Source organism: Pseudomonas sp. B37(2017), from assembly GCF_002112885.1.
Taxonomy (GTDB): Bacteria; Pseudomonadota; Gammaproteobacteria; order Pseudomonadales; family Pseudomonadaceae; genus Aquipseudomonas; species Aquipseudomonas paraglycinae.
This window is the reverse complement of the sequence record NZ_NEIX01000008.1, coordinates 121779-135290: the sequence shown is the minus strand read 5'-3', so window position 1 is coordinate 135290 and position 13512 is coordinate 121779. Positions and strand designations below refer to the sequence as shown.

General features: G+C 63.1%; 11 protein-coding genes. 7 read left to right on the top strand and 4 right to left on the bottom strand.

The genetic code is table 11. From position 1 onward, the window contains the following. Positions 1 to 68: 68 nt before the first annotated feature. Together CAF90_RS20315 and CAF90_RS20310 are read right to left on the bottom strand one after the other, a co-directional pair. A complete protein-coding gene (locus tag CAF90_RS20315) occupies positions 69 to 1796 on the bottom strand; it encodes a ShlB/FhaC/HecB family hemolysin secretion/activation protein (RefSeq protein WP_085608263.1) in 1728 nt (575 codons plus the stop codon). A gap of 105 nt (positions 1797 to 1901) precedes the next feature. Continuing rightward, positions 1902 to 3035 carry an MFS transporter gene (locus CAF90_RS20310; RefSeq protein WP_085608262.1) on the bottom strand — a complete coding sequence of 378 codons (1134 nt, stop codon included), beginning with the start codon at positions 3033 to 3035 and terminating at the stop codon, positions 1902 to 1904. A 97-nt stretch (positions 3036 to 3132) separates the two neighbouring features. Between CAF90_RS20310 and CAF90_RS20305 the strand changes: the two genes are divergently transcribed. The 3 genes from CAF90_RS20305 (at position 3133) to CAF90_RS20295 (ending at position 6705) form a co-directional block, all read left to right on the top strand. Beyond that, a complete protein-coding gene (locus CAF90_RS20305; RefSeq protein WP_085608261.1) occupies positions 3133 to 3897 on the top strand; it encodes a helix-turn-helix transcriptional regulator in 765 nt (254 codons plus the stop codon). Positions 3898 to 3994: 97 nt separating this feature from the next. Continuing rightward, positions 3995 to 5116 carry an HlyD family secretion protein gene (locus tag CAF90_RS20300; protein WP_085608260.1) on the top strand — a complete coding sequence of 374 codons (1122 nt, stop codon included), beginning with the start codon at positions 3995 to 3997 and terminating at the stop codon, positions 5114 to 5116. After that, positions 5113 to 6705 (top strand): DHA2 family efflux MFS transporter permease subunit, encoded by a 1593-nt coding sequence (locus tag CAF90_RS20295; RefSeq protein ID WP_085608259.1) that lies wholly within the window; start codon positions 5113 to 5115, stop codon positions 6703 to 6705. Before CAF90_RS20300 ends, CAF90_RS20295 begins: the two co-directional genes overlap by 4 nt. A gap of 4 nt (positions 6706 to 6709) precedes the next feature. Here CAF90_RS20295 and CAF90_RS20290 read toward each other — a convergent pair whose 3' ends face one another. Continuing rightward, on the bottom strand, positions 6710 to 7150 hold the full coding sequence (locus tag CAF90_RS20290) for a carboxymuconolactone decarboxylase family protein (protein ID WP_011335126.1): 441 nt from the start codon (positions 7148 to 7150) through the stop codon (positions 6710 to 6712). A gap of 240 nt (positions 7151 to 7390) precedes the next feature. Here CAF90_RS20290 and CAF90_RS20285 point away from each other — a divergent pair, with 240 nt between their 5' ends. The 4 genes from CAF90_RS20285 to CAF90_RS20270 all read left to right on the top strand — a co-directional run bounded on the left by CAF90_RS20285 (position 7391) and on the right by CAF90_RS20270 (position 11767). Continuing rightward, positions 7391 to 7897: a sigma-70 family RNA polymerase sigma factor gene (locus CAF90_RS20285; RefSeq protein ID WP_085608258.1), complete on the top strand. Its 507-nt coding sequence runs from the start codon at positions 7391 to 7393 to the stop codon at positions 7895 to 7897. Continuing rightward, the gene (locus CAF90_RS20280) at positions 7897 to 8856 is read left to right on the top strand and encodes a FecR domain-containing protein (protein ID WP_007955890.1); all 960 of its coding nucleotides are present in this window, start codon (positions 7897 to 7899) and stop codon (positions 8854 to 8856) included. The genes CAF90_RS20285 and CAF90_RS20280 overlap by 1 nt, the downstream gene beginning before the upstream one ends. Before the next feature lie 99 nt (positions 8857 to 8955). Beyond that, entirely contained in the window at positions 8956 to 11385 is a 2430-nt protein-coding gene (locus CAF90_RS20275) for a TonB-dependent receptor (protein WP_085608257.1), read from the top strand. A gap of 82 nt (positions 11386 to 11467) precedes the next feature. Beyond that, positions 11468 to 11767: a hypothetical protein gene (locus tag CAF90_RS20270; RefSeq protein ID WP_007955886.1), complete on the top strand. Its 300-nt coding sequence runs from the start codon at positions 11468 to 11470 to the stop codon at positions 11765 to 11767. Positions 11768 to 11829: 62 nt separating this feature from the next. On the opposite strand, the gene CAF90_RS20265 is transcribed toward CAF90_RS20270, so the two are convergent. Next, positions 11830 to 13401 carry a GGDEF domain-containing protein gene (locus CAF90_RS20265; RefSeq protein ID WP_085608256.1) on the bottom strand — a complete coding sequence of 524 codons (1572 nt, stop codon included), beginning with the start codon at positions 13399 to 13401 and terminating at the stop codon, positions 11830 to 11832. Between the last annotated feature and the right edge of the window lie 111 nt (positions 13402 to 13512).

Below are 13512 nucleotides of genomic sequence, written 5' to 3'. Positions count from 1 at the left end.
CACGTTGCGCGTTGAGTTGAAGGCCACGGCTGTCGCGCTCAGGTCCGATGGCTGTTGTTCACTGACATTCATATCTGTAATCCGACCCGCATCAGCCAGGTTTCGGGCTCGTGGTGCAGGCCGGTCGGGGTGTTGAGGCTGCGTTGGTAATCGACATCCACTTGCAGGTTTTTCCAGCCCAGGTTGAGGCCGATGCTGGCGCCGCTCAGGCGTTGAACCGGAGCGCCGTGATCGGCCTTGATCCAGCCGTGGTCGAGGCCGACGCGCGGGGTGAGCTGCACCGGCAAATCGGTGCGCAGCGGCAGGCGCAGGGTATTGCGCCAAATCGCACCGCTGGCGCCGGACGCGCTGCTGACCCGATAACCGCGCACGGCGGAATCGTCGGTGCCGAGCAGTTGTTCGATGGCCGGCAGCGGATCGGGGCTGTACTGCAAATTGAGCTGGCTCTGCCATTGCCAGGCTTGCGCGCCGAGCTGGCCGTTGCGCCATTGGCTGAGGCCGGCGCGGTACTTGCGAAACTGTGCCTTGGGCAGGTTTTTGACCTGACGATCGGCATCGTCGTCAGCCCCGAACCAACGCAAACCCTGGGCGTAGTTGACGTCGAGATTCCACACCGCGCGGTCGAGCCAGAACAGATTGAGCCCGGCTTCGGCCACGGTCAGGGTCGGGCTCTGAATGCCTAGGCGGACTTTTTCCAGATAGCTGTCGACGTCCTTGTGCGCCAGTTGCAGGTTGGCGCTGAGCTGATGGCTCTGGTCGCGCCACAACACCCGGTCGGCGCGCAGGCTGAGTTGATCGGTGATGCCGGTGCTGTGGAAAGTCAGCGTGCTGAGCTTGAACGGCGCGCGGTATTCGGCGTGGCTGGCGAAGGTGCTGAACGTCCAGTAACCGTAGGGAATCGCGTAATAGAGGCTGGCGTTGCGGCTGTAGCGGTCGCCCTGATTGAGGGTGTCGCTGGCGCTGAGGCTCAACAGATCGTTGAGTTCGAACGGACTGTCGAGGGTCAGGCTCAGCGTGTCCCGATCACGACCGGTGCTGGCGCTGCCGAGGTTGTCCACGCCCAGGCCCAAGCTCCAGCGCGACTGCCCCGAGGTGCGCGACCGCAAGATGATTTTCGACGCACCGGGCTGGCTGCCGGGGGCGATGTCGGCGGTCAAATCGATTGAGCGCAGACGGTTCAACTGATCCAGTCCCTGCTCCAGATCCCGCAGGTTCAGCGGCTTGCCGAGCATTCCGGGGAACGCGCCACCGAGGGAAACCGGCAGGCTCTGGTCCGCCAGTTCGATGGACTCGATGTAACCTTCTTCGATCAGGATATCCAGCGATTGCCCAGCTGCCGGCGCGCTGCTCAGGTAAGGCCGACTGGCGATGTAGCCCTTCTCCACGTACAGCGCGGTGATGGTCGCCAGCAGATGGTTGATCTGGCCGACGCCCATGCACGGCGTCAGCAGCGGCTTGATCCGGGCGTTGAGTTTGTCTTTATCGATCAGCGTGACGCCACCGATGCGCGTGCCGCTCAAGGGCCAGCAGCGTTCGTCGGGTTTGATCGATTCAGGAATGGCCGGAGTGGCAGGCGTCGGGCCGAACGCGCCGCGCTCCAGTTGGCGCTTGCGCTGTTCGAGTTGCAGCTGTTGCAGATCGCGCTGTTGCAGTTGTTGCTGGCGCAGCACTTCCTGGCCAGGGGCTGGAGTTTCGGCGGCGAGAACGCTGGGCGCACACACACTCAACAACAAGGCCGACAACAGCGGGCGAGGCAGGGAACGACTACGAGAAACAGCGCAAAGCGAATACGGCACTCAACATCCTTGCAATCAACTGGCTTAATGCCACCCCATCAATAGCGGTGATAGTCAGAGCCTTCCTACACAATTGCAAGACGCTTCCTACGCTGCTTACATTTCTTAAACAAATGCCGTTTTAGCGCGGATCGCCAGCGATAACGCCAGCAAGTTGCAGATCATCAGGGTTTCCCCGAGGGCCTGAGACCACGCTGCCAATATCAATCCCCCGCCGATCAGCAGGTAATAAAACAGCCCCAGCAACGCGCCGGCGGTACCCAAACGATCCGTGTAATTGCTCAAGGCTGAACCCAGAATGTTCGGAATCGCCATGCCGAACGCCAGTACCACCAGCAGCATCGGCAGCACGAACCAGACGTGCGCCTGCAACAGCCACACGCCGATGCCACCGAGCAAACCGGTGACGGCCGCAAGGTGAATCAACTGCAGCGGACGACAACCGATTTGCAGCAAGCGTTTGTTGAGCCATGCTCCAAAACCTGAGGCCAACGCGAGCATCACGCCGCTGTAGCCGAACGCGGAACTGCTCAGTCCAAGCCGCTCGAACAGAAACGGTCCGAGGCTGTAATAGCTGAACAACGCAACGTTGAACGTTGCGATCCACAAAGCCGAACGCCAGATGCCGGGATCGCGCAACATGTCGCCCATGGTTGCGAACAGACCGACGGAGGTCAGTTGTGGTGGACGGGTTTCCGGCAAGGCGCGCCAGCTCCAGAGCCACAAGGCCGACGCCAGTAGCAACAACGCGGCAAGCACGCCGCGATAACCAAAGCCCTGAACCAGACTCGCGCCGCTGAACAAACCGATGGCCGGGCTGGCCGCGAGCGCCATGCCCACCAGAGAAAAGACCTGGGCCAGCTCTGTCCCGCGAAACCGATCGCGCAACAGTGTCTGGGTCACCACCGAGCCAACCGCAGCGCCGAATGCCGCCATCGCCTGGGCCATCAACAAACCGTTGAAACTACGAACGCTCAATCCGAGTACGCAGGCAAAAACATAAATCGCCAGACCGGCGAGCATCGAAGGCCGCCGGCCAATCCGGTCGCACACGCGGCCCCACGTCACCACACCCAACGCGAACGCCAGGAAGTACACCGACAGGGTTTGCGCCGCCGCTTGCGGGCCGACATCAAATGCCCGGCCGATATCCCCCAGCGCCGGGCTGAAAAGGGTCTGGGCGATCTGCGGAAACATCAGCAGCGCAATCGCCAACATCAAAAACTTTCTATGGCTCATCACCAAGACTCCTCAACAAAAACGCCGAGGAGTTTAAAAAGCCGTGGCTGACGTATTATCCGAATCCTGACAATTTATCGTTGAAATCGGACAACCCATGGCCTGGCTCGAAGCTCATGATCGTTTTGACCCGGATCGCTTTCCGGCACCGGTGATCGGCATCGCCTCTACCCTCGGCGATCACGACTCCGGCCTGCATCAGCATCAGCGCGGCCAACTGCTCTACACCCGGCGGGGTTGCACTCGCATCACCCTGGCGCAGCAGTTGTGCCTGCTGCCGCCGTCGCGGGCGGCGTGGATTCCCGGTGGCGTCACGCATCGGGCGGTGATGCAGCAAAGCGTCGATTACCGCTCCATCTACCTGACGTCCGAGTTGTGCCGCGAGCTGCCGCAGCAGGTTTGCGTGATCGAGGTCAGCCCGCTGCTGCGAGCGGTGCTGGAACCGATGGCGATTGCCGATTTCGCCACCGATTGGCAGCAAGGTAAATTTGTCCATTTGCTGGGGCTGTGTCTGAGTGAAATCCGTGACGCAGCGCAGCAACCGATGCTGTTGCCATTGCCGCAAGACAAGCGACTCGCGTCCCTACTTGCACGCCCCGAGCAACTGCCACCGGAGTTGCAAGTGCTGGAGCAGCAGATCGGCGCCAGCAGCCGCACCATCGGCCGGATCTTTCAACGCGAAACCGGCATAAGCTATCAGCAATGGCGCCAGCAGTGGCGGCTGATGCGTGCCATGGAGTTGCTCGCCACCGGTCGCAACCTCGGCTATTGCGCGTTTGAACTGGGCTTCGCCAGCGACAGCGCATTCATTGCGTTCTTCAAATCCATGACCGGCAGCACACCCGGCGCCTGGCTCAAGTAAGCAACTGACGACCGGCGATAAAAATCAATTGCCACAAAATATTACTCGCGTCATATTACGGTCGTAATAGCCATCCCGCTTCTTCAGGTATTACGCCATGACCAGCATGCCCACCGTAGAACCCGATCTCGCCGTTCCGGTCAGCGCCCCCAAACCTCCCCTGCTCAAACGCCTGCTGTTGCCGACTGCGGGTCTGGCCGCGCTGGTGTTCGCCGGGCTGTACGCCGTGCATTGGTGGGGCGCCGGGCGTTTTCTCGAGGAGACCGACGATGCCTACATTGGCGGCGACGTGACGGTGATCGGGCCGAAGGTCGCCGGTTACATCGAGGAAGTGCTGGTCAGCGACAACCAGAAGGTGAAGGCCGGCGACGTGCTGATTCGCCTCGACGCGCGCGACTACCGCGCCAATCTGGCCAAGGCCGAAGGCGCGGTCGCCGCCGAGGAAGCGCTGCTGGCCAACCTCGACGCCACCGAACAATTGCAGCAAGCGGTGATCGGTCAGGCCCGCGCCGGCATTGATGCCGCCAGCGCCGAAACCGCCCGTTCGCGGGACGACAACGCCCGCTACAAGCGTCTGGTGACCACCAACGCAGTCTCGGTGGAAAGCGCGCAACGGGCCGATGCCACCTTCAAGACCGCGCAAGCCTTGAGCGCCAAAGCCCAGGCCGAACTGCTGGCCGCGCAACGCCAGCTCACCGTGATCGAAACCCAGAAACAACAGGCCCGCGCCGCCCTCCAGCAAGCCCGGGCCGAACGGGATCTGGCGCAACTCAACCTCGGCTACACCGAACTGCGTGCCCCGGTCGACGGGGTGATCGGCAACCGCCGCGCGCGGGTCGGCGCCTATGCGCAGGCCGGTTCGCAACAGTTGTCGGTGGTGCCGGCCAGCGGTCTGTGGGTCGATGCCAACTTCAAGGAAGACCAACTGGCGCGGATGAAACCCGGCCAGCGCGTGAGCATCCGCGCCGATGTTTTATCAGGCCAGGAATTCCACGGTCGCCTCGACAGCCTCGCCCCGGCCACCGGTTCGCAATTCAGCGTGCTGCCGCCGGAAAACGCCACCGGCAACTTCACCAAAATCGTCCAGCGCGTGCCGGTGCGGATTTTGCTCGACCCCGCCGACGGCGTGCTTGGCCACCTGCGTCCGGGCCTGTCGGTGACCGCTGAAGTCGACACCCGCGTCCAGCCTGAAACCACCGCTGTAGCCAGCGCGCCATGAGCACCGCCCTCACCGCCTCCGCGCAGCCGTTCAATGCCGCCGAGATGGCGACGGCGACCAAAGTGTTCGCCTTCGCCACGATGTGCATCGGCATGTTCATCGCGCTGCTGGACATCCAGATTGTCTCGGCTTCGCTGCGTGATATTGGCGGCGGGTTGTCCGCCGGCACCGATGAAACGGCGTGGGTGCAGACCAGTTACCTGATCGCCGAAATCATCGTGATTCCGTTGTCGGGCTGGCTGTCGCGCGTGTTTTCCACACGCTGGCTGTTCTGCGCTTCGGCGGTCGGCTTCACCCTCGCCAGCCTGCTCTGCGGTATCGCCTGGAACATCCAGAGCATGATCGCCTTTCGCGCGCTGCAAGGGTTTCTCGGTGGGTCGATGATTCCGCTGGTGTTCACCACGGCGTTCTTTTTCTTCACCGGCAAACAGCGAGTGATTGCTGCCGCGACCATCGGCGCCGTGGCGTCGCTGGCACCAACGCTGGGCCCGGTGATCGGCGGCTGGATCACCGACATTTCGTCCTGGCACTGGCTGTTCTACATCAACCTGGTGCCGGGGGTTTTCGTCGCCGTGGCAGTGCCGTTGCTGGTCAAGATCGATCAGCCGGAACTGTCGCTGCTCAAGGGCGCGGATTATCTGAGCATGGTGTTTCTGGCGCTGTTTCTCGGCTGCCTGGAATACACCCTCGAAGAAGGCCCGCGCTGGAACTGGTTCAGCGATCAAACGATTCTGACCACCGCGTGGATCAGTGGCCTCGCCGGGCTGGCCTTCATCGGCCGCACGTTGCACGTGGCCAATCCGATCGTAGACCTGCGCGCGCTCAAGGATCGCAACTTCGCCCTCGGCTGCTTCTTTTCCTTCGTCACCGGGATCGGCCTGTTCGCGACGATTTACCTGACGCCGCTGTTTCTCGGCCGGGTGCGCGGCTACGGCGCGCTAGATATTGGTCTGGCAGTTTTCTCCACCGGGGTATTCCAGATCATGGCGATTCCGCTGTACGCCTTTCTGGCCAATCGCATCGATCTGCGCTGGATCATGATGGCGGGCCTGGCGTTATTCGCGTTGTCGATGTGGGAATTCAGTCCGATCACCCACGACTGGGGCGCCGGAGAATTGATGCTGCCGCAAGCGCTGCGCGGGATTGCCCAGCAACTGGCGGTGCCGCCGGCGGTGACGTTGACGCTCGGTGGGCTTGCACCCGCGCGGCTGAAGCATGCATCGGGCCTGTTCAACCTGATGCGCAATCTGGGCGGTGCCATAGGGATTGCCGCGTGCGCAACCATTCTCAACGACCGCACCAACCTGCACTTCACCCGGTTGGCGGAGCATCTGAACAGCAGCAACGAAGCGGTGAATCAGTGGCTGGCCCAGGTCGGCGGCAACTTTGCCGCGCTGGGTCAGAGCGGCGACGTCGGCCTCACCGCCAGCCTGCGTCAGCTATGGCTGCTGACCTACCGTGAGGCGCAGACGCAAACCTACGGCGACACGTTCCTGATGATCATGGTGTGCTTCGGCATCGCCACGGCGATGGTGCCCTTGATGCGCAAGGTGCAACCACCGGCCGCGCCGAGTGCCGATGCACATTGATCGATCAGGCCTGTGGGGTTTTACGGAAGCCCACGGCCAGACGGTTCCAGCTGTTGATGGTGCTGATCGCGACCGTCAGGTCGACCATTTCCTGGGGCGAGAACTGCGCAGCGACCACTTCGTAGTCTTCGTCCGGGGCGTGGGTCAGGCTCAGCTGGGTCAGGGATTCGGTCCACAGCAGCGCGGCGCGTTCACGTTCGGTGAAGAACGGCGCTTCACGCCACGCGGTCACGGCGAACAACCGGCGCGGGGTTTCGCCGCCCTTGATCGCGTCGGCGGTGTGCATGTCGATGCAGAACGCGCAGCCGTTGATCTGCGAAGCGCGGAGCTTGACCAGTTCGATCAGGGTCTTTTCCAGCGGCAGTTTCGAGACGGCGGTTTCCAGGGCAATCATCGCTTTCAGGGCATCTGGGGACGCGGTGTAGAAATCGATACGAGGTTTCATGGCGACTCTCCGGGGCAAGTGAATGTGTGGCTACGTTAGTCCCGGCGCCGGGCCAGGCAAATAGCCAATCTCCCGGAAGACGGGTAGGCCACTCCTCTGGCGTCAGAAAAGAAAGTGTTGCGGGGCAATTGCCAGCGCTCGTTCTGTGCCACTAGAATGCGATCAATTCTTAATTGCACCGCTTTCGCACTCATGATCGCACCCTTGGCAACGGACGCCCGAAACGAGTATCTGCCCTTCATGTCGTCCCTTGATCAGCCGTTGAATCAGCAAGTCCAGACGCTCTACAGCGAACACCACGGGTGGCTGCAGGGCTGGCTGCAGCGCAAGTTGGGCAATCGCTGCGATGCGGCCGACCTGGCGCACGATACGTTCCTGCGCCTGCTCACCCGTCAGGTGATCAAGCCACTGGGCAGCGAGCCCCGGGCGCTGTTGACGCACATCGCCAAAGGTCTGGTGATCGACCGCTGGCGGCGCCAGGACCTGGAGCGCGCGTACCTGGAAACCATCGCGCACCTGCCCGCCGCCGAAGTGCCGTCGCCGGAAACCCGCTACCTGATTCTCGAAACCCTGTGGCGCATCGAAGCGCTGCTGCGCGAACTGCCGGAACAGACCCGCGAGACCTTCCTGCTGTCGCAGATCGAAGGCCTGACCTACGCGCAGATCGCCACGCGCCTGAATGTTTCGCTGATCACCATCAAACGGCACATGCGTGCCGCGTTCATTGCCTGCCTGAGTGTCGCCTGATGAATTCGTCGATGATCAATCCGCAGATTCTCGGCGAAGCCGCCGACTGGCTGGTGCAACTGCATTCCGGCACCGCGACCCCGTCCGACCATCAGGCCATCGCCCAATGGCGCAGCCGCAGCGCCGAGCACGCCATCGCCTGGCAACGGGCCGAAGCCCTGCTGGGGGATTTGCGCAGTGTGCCGGCCAACGTCGCGATCCAGACCTTGAAACGCGCGTCCCGCAAAGAAGGCCTGAGCCGTCGCCAGACCCTCACCCGCCTCGGCTTGCTGTTGATGGCCGGGCCACTGGGCATGGCCTCGCAACATGTGCCGTGGCAGCAATGGACCGCCGACCAGCGCACCGCTGTCGGCGAGCAGAAGAACCTGCAATTGCCGGACGGCACTCAACTGGTGCTCAACACCGACAGCGCCGTGGACATCGCTTTCAGCCCGGTGGAGCGTCGCGTCCTGCTGCTCAACGGCGAAGTGCTGATCAACACCGCCGCAGACGCCAGCGCTCGTCCGTTCATTGTCGAAACCCCGCAGGGTGTGGCCCGCGCGCTGGGCACGCGATTCTGCGTGCGCACCGAGGGTTCGCGCAGCCAGGTGTCGGTGCTTGAGGGCCAGGTTCAGATCACCCCGCAACTGCTCAAGCAGAGCGCGATTCTCCAGGCGGGCGAACGCCAGCGCTTCAAGCTCAACAGCTTCGACAGTGCCGAAACCTTCGACACCGCCTCCCTTGCCTGGGACAAAGGCATGCTGCTGGCCAGCAACATGCGACTGGACGAATTGCTCGGCGAGCTGAGCCGCTATCGCCGGGGCGTGCTGCGCTGTCATCCGGACGTGGCGGCGATGCGCGTGTCCGGGGCGTTCTCCCTGCGCGACACCGACGCCAGTCTGCGTCTGCTCAGCGATACGTTGCCGCTGAACATCAACAGCCTGACCCGCTATTGGCTGTCGGTGGAACCGCGAGTCTGAGCCCTCGGAAAAAATTTTCGATATTTGCTGATACCTTTTCGCGACTCGTCCGGTGAGTGGATAGACCTTTCAATTCCACGCCCCCGACAGGAACACCGAATGACCGCAATGCCATCGCCCCGCCCCGCCACATTTGCGCTCAAGGCCCTGAACCTGAGCCTGGCCCTGGCCCTCAGCGCCCTGCTGCCGACCGCCGCCCACGCCGCCGACAGCGTCAGTGAAAGCGCCAGCCGCAGCGTCAACATCGGCCCCGGCCTGCTCAGCCATGTGCTGGCGCAATTTGCGGTCAGCGTCGGCGTGCCGCTGTCGTTCGATCCGGCGCAACTGGGCAATCGCCAGAGCCCCGGCCTGCAAGGCAGTTACACCGCGCAGAGCGGTTTTGCCCGGTTACTGGAAGGCAGCGGTTTCGAGCTGATCAGCACCGGCCACAACGGTTACACCGTGGCCCCGAAAGTCGCGGCGGACGGTGCGCTGGAACTCGGCGCCACCAACGTCAGCGCCCTGCACGACGACAGCGGCGACACCTTTGGCGGCGAACAGGTCGCCCGCCGCGCGCAGATCGGCATGCTCGGCAACCAGGAGGTCAACGACCTGCCCTTCAGCGTCACCAGTTACACCGCCAAGACCATGGCCGACCAACAGGCCCAGACCGTTGGCGATGTGTTGCTCAACGATGCCTCGGTGCGCCAGTCCAACGGCTTCGGCAACTTCTCGCAGATGTTCATGATCCGCGGCCTGCCGCTGGCCTCCGATGACATTTCCTATAACGGCCTGTACGGCGTGCTGCCACGCCAGATCATCGCCGTCGAAGCGCTGGACCGGGTGGAACTGTTCAAGGGTCCGAACGCCTTTGTCAACGGCGTGACCCCGAGCGGCAGTGGCATCGGTGGCGGGATCAACCTGCAACCCAAACGCGCGATGGACACCCCGACCCGCAGCGTCACCCTTGATTACAGCGCCGACGGCCGGGTCGGCGGGCATCTGGATCTGGGCCAGCGCTTTGGCGAGGACAACCGCTTCGGCGCGCGGGTCAACCTGATGCAGCGCGAAGGCGACACCGCCGTCGATGACGAAGATCAGCGCTCGTCGCTGTTCAGCGTTGGCCTGGACTATCGCGGCGATCGCCTGCGGGTCTCGACCGATTTCGGTTATCAGAAGCAGGTGATCAACCAGGGTCGCTCGGTGATCTATGTCGATTCGAGCCTGACAAAAGCCCCCAAGGTGCCACACGCCAACGCCAGCTACGCCCAGAGCTGGAGCTATTCGCAACTCGAAGACACTTTCGGCATGGCCCGCGCCGAATACGACCTGAACGACAACTGGACGGCCTACGTGTCCGGCGGTGCCAAGCACACCCGCGAGAACGGCGTGTACTCGTCGCTGACCGTCACCGACCTCAACGGCAATGCCCGCGGCGGCATGCTCTATTCGCCCCACGACGAAGACAACCAGAGCGCCATGGCCGGGCTCAACGGCCGCTTCGACACCGGCCCCGTCACGCACCAGTTGAACATCGGCTGGGCGGGCATCTGGGGCGAGCAACGCTCGGCGTTTGAAACCATTGGCACCGCCGGGCGCTACAGCACCAACCTGTACAACGTCACTGACAAACCGCGCCCGGCGCCAACCTCGTTTGCCAGCGACATCAACGACCCGCGCATCACCGGCAAGAACATCCTGCGCAGCGAGGCGATTTCCGACACCCTCGGTTTCGTCGATGACCGCATCCTGCTGACCCTCGGCGTGCGTCGCCAGGCACTGAAAGTCGACGGCTGGAGCACCGCCACCGGCGCCCGCACTTCCAGTTATGAAGAGTCGATCACCACCCCGGTCTACGGTCTGGTGATCAAGCCGTGGGAACACGTTTCGTTCTACGCCAACCGCATCGAAGGCCTGGCCAAGGGCCCGACGCCACCGACCACGGCAATCAACCGCGACGAAACCTTCGCCCCGGTGCGCAGCAAGCAGATCGAAGCCGGTGTGCGCCTGGACATGGGCAGCTACGGCGCCAACCTCGGCGTCTATCGCATCGAGCAACCGTCGAGCTACACCCAGGACGGAATCTTCCGGGTCGACGGCCAGCAGACCAACAAAGGCGTGGAACTCAACGTCTACGGCGAACCGCTCGACGGCCTGCGCCTGCTCAGCGGCGCAACGCTGATGAAGACTGAACTGGAAGGCAGCAGCAACGGCGTGAATGACGGCAACCGCGCCGTCGGGGTGCCGCGCTTCCAGTTCAACCTCGGCGCCGACTGGGACATTCCGGGCCTCGAAGGCGCCGCCCTCAGCGCGCGGATGTTGCGCACCGGCGGCCAGTACCTGAACGCCGCCAACACCCAGAGCATTCCGGCGTGGAACCGCTTCGACCTTGGCTCGCGCTATGCCTTCAAACTGGATGAAAAGCAGATCACCCTGCGGGCCAATCTGGAGAACGTCGCCAACGAAGCCTATTGGGCCTCGGCCAACGGCGGTTACCTGACCCAGGGCACGCCGCGCACGCTGAAGGTTTCGGCGACTGTGGACTTCTAAAAAACCGCTCGTCACTCGGCCGGCACCAAGCCTTGTGCGCGTCAGACCAATATCAGGTAGATCCCCTTTCCGGAGACAGACCATGATGACGCGCACATTGACCTCAATTTTGTTGGCAGGCTTGTTGGCCGCCGCCTCTACCGCCAGTTTTGCCGCCAACGATGGCGCCGATGCCACGGGCACCAAGTCCGGCGCCACCAGCGGCTCGACCCAGCCACCAAACAGCACGCCCGGCGCACCTTCGGGTGGCAGCACTTCCGATGGCATGGGCAAAGGCACCGGCACCAACGGCGGCGCCAGCGGTTCAGGCTCAGGGGCTGGCGGCGGGACCGGTTCGGCCGGCGGCGGGACTGGCGGCGCCGGTGGTGGCACCGGCAGCTGAACGAACAAGAGCAGGCCGTGGTAAGTGCCATGGCCTGTGTCTGAACCCGACCGCGTTTTTTGTCAGCGATCCGAGCGCAGCAATTCGCCGAGGCCGACGTCCATCGACAACACGGCCGCGCGATTGCGACCGGCATTTTTGGCCTGATACAGCGCCGCATCGGCGCGCTGGATGAACAGCTCAGGGCTGTCGTTGCCCAGCGGAATAAACGAATAGCAGCCTAGGCTCACCGTGAGATAACCGGTCGGCGAGCCGCTGTGGGTGATGTGCTTGTCCATGACGCTGCGGCGGATCTGCCCGGCAATCGCCAGCGCGCCGTTGATGTCGGTGTCCGGCAGCAACACCGCGAACTCCTCACCGCCATAGCGCACCGCCAGATCGGATTTGCGCTGGCAGCAGTTTTTCACCACCTGCGCGACCTGCGTCAGGCAATGGTCGCCGGCCACATGGCCGTAGGCGTCGTTGTAACGTTTGAAGAAATCGATATCGAGCATGATCAGGCTGACCGGGCTCGACTGCCGCGCGCCCCGGGCAAACTCCACTTCCAGAGAACGCTCGAACAGGCGCCGGTTGGCCAGTCCGGTCAGGCTGTCGTGGGTGGCGATCTGTTCCAGCGCCTGCTGGGCCTTGCGCAGGTTTTTTTCGATCCGCTCGCCTTCGCGCACCTGATGAATGAACACCCAGCCGAACAGCCCCACGCCGAGCATCACCAGCGCCACGATCACGCTGGACTGAAACGCCCGGTCATACCAGCCCTGGAGGATCGTGTCCCGGGACGAAGACGCCGCGACCACCAACGGGTAGCTTTCCAGCTGTCGGTAACCATAAAGACGCGTCACACCGTCGACCACCGAATCGATCATCGCGGTGCCGGCGGAGGCGTTGGGCAGCAGCTTCTGATAGATCTCGCCCTTGGCCAGCGAGGTGCCGATCAGAGACTCGTCGAACGGCCGACGGGCGAGCAACGTGCCGTCAGTCATGCCGAGAAACATCGTGCCGTTGTCATCCAGGCTGAAGCTTTTGAAGAACTTGTCGAAGTACGACATCTTGATCCCGGCCAGCAACACGCCCTGGAAATTGCCGGCGCGGTCGTTGACCCGTTTCGAGATCGGGATGATCCACTCGCCGTTCTCGCGGCTGCGGATCGCCGGGCCGATGTGCGCCACACCCGACACGTTCTGCTGGTGAAACTTGAAGTACTCGCGATCGGCCACGCCATTGCCGCGCGGCAGATCCGTGAACGAGGTAATCACCCACTGCCCTTCGCGGTCGAACAGGAACATGCCGTGCAACTGCTCGAGTTGTTGCACTCGCCGCGCGAAGGTTCGCTGCAATCGCGGCTTCTGCGCCGCACCGTAGCCATCTTCCTGAACCCAGTCGACCAGGCTGGTCATCACCAGATCCGCCGCCAGAAACGTGTCTTCAGCCTGCTGCGCCATCGCCCGGGTCAGGTTGGCCGACGACACCTGCGCGTTGGCCAGATCCTGGCGCCGCGACTGTTCGATCTGCAAATACAGCAGACCGGACAGGCACAGACACACAGCAACGATGAACAACACCGCCGCCTTGCGCAGGGGCAAACGCTTGAGAGTGCCGCCGGGGGCCTGGTGCGGATCGTGAATGGGGATAGGCAAAAGCGTGTCCTGGGCAGGTACGACAGGGGCAAAGGCCCGAAACCCTTGTTTTTTGTGAGCGTAGCCCACCGGGTTGTGTGGGGCAACCAAGTGCCACCGCGACAATCCCGA

What these genes read in the sequence shown, in the direction of transcription:
- CAF90_RS20310 (WP_085608262.1), bottom strand. Translation starts at nt 3,035, where the DNA reads ATGAGCCATAGAAAGTTTTTGATGTTGGCGATTGCGCTGCTGATGTTT.
- CAF90_RS20305 (WP_085608261.1), top strand. Translation starts at nt 3,133, where the DNA reads ATGGCCTGGCTCGAAGCTCATGATCGTTTTGACCCGGATCGCTTTCCG.
- CAF90_RS20300 (WP_085608260.1), top strand. Translation starts at nt 3,995, where the DNA reads ATGACCAGCATGCCCACCGTAGAACCCGATCTCGCCGTTCCGGTCAGC.
- CAF90_RS20295 (WP_085608259.1), top strand. Translation starts at nt 5,113, where the DNA reads ATGAGCACCGCCCTCACCGCCTCCGCGCAGCCGTTCAATGCCGCCGAG.
- CAF90_RS20290 (WP_011335126.1), bottom strand. Translation starts at nt 7,150, where the DNA reads ATGAAACCTCGTATCGATTTCTACACCGCGTCCCCAGATGCCCTGAAA.
- CAF90_RS20285 (WP_085608258.1), top strand. Translation starts at nt 7,391, where the DNA reads ATGTCGTCCCTTGATCAGCCGTTGAATCAGCAAGTCCAGACGCTCTAC.
- CAF90_RS20280 (WP_007955890.1), top strand. Translation starts at nt 7,897, where the DNA reads ATGAATTCGTCGATGATCAATCCGCAGATTCTCGGCGAAGCCGCCGAC.
- CAF90_RS20275 (WP_085608257.1), top strand. Translation starts at nt 8,956, where the DNA reads ATGACCGCAATGCCATCGCCCCGCCCCGCCACATTTGCGCTCAAGGCC.
- CAF90_RS20270 (WP_007955886.1), top strand. Translation starts at nt 11,468, where the DNA reads ATGATGACGCGCACATTGACCTCAATTTTGTTGGCAGGCTTGTTGGCC.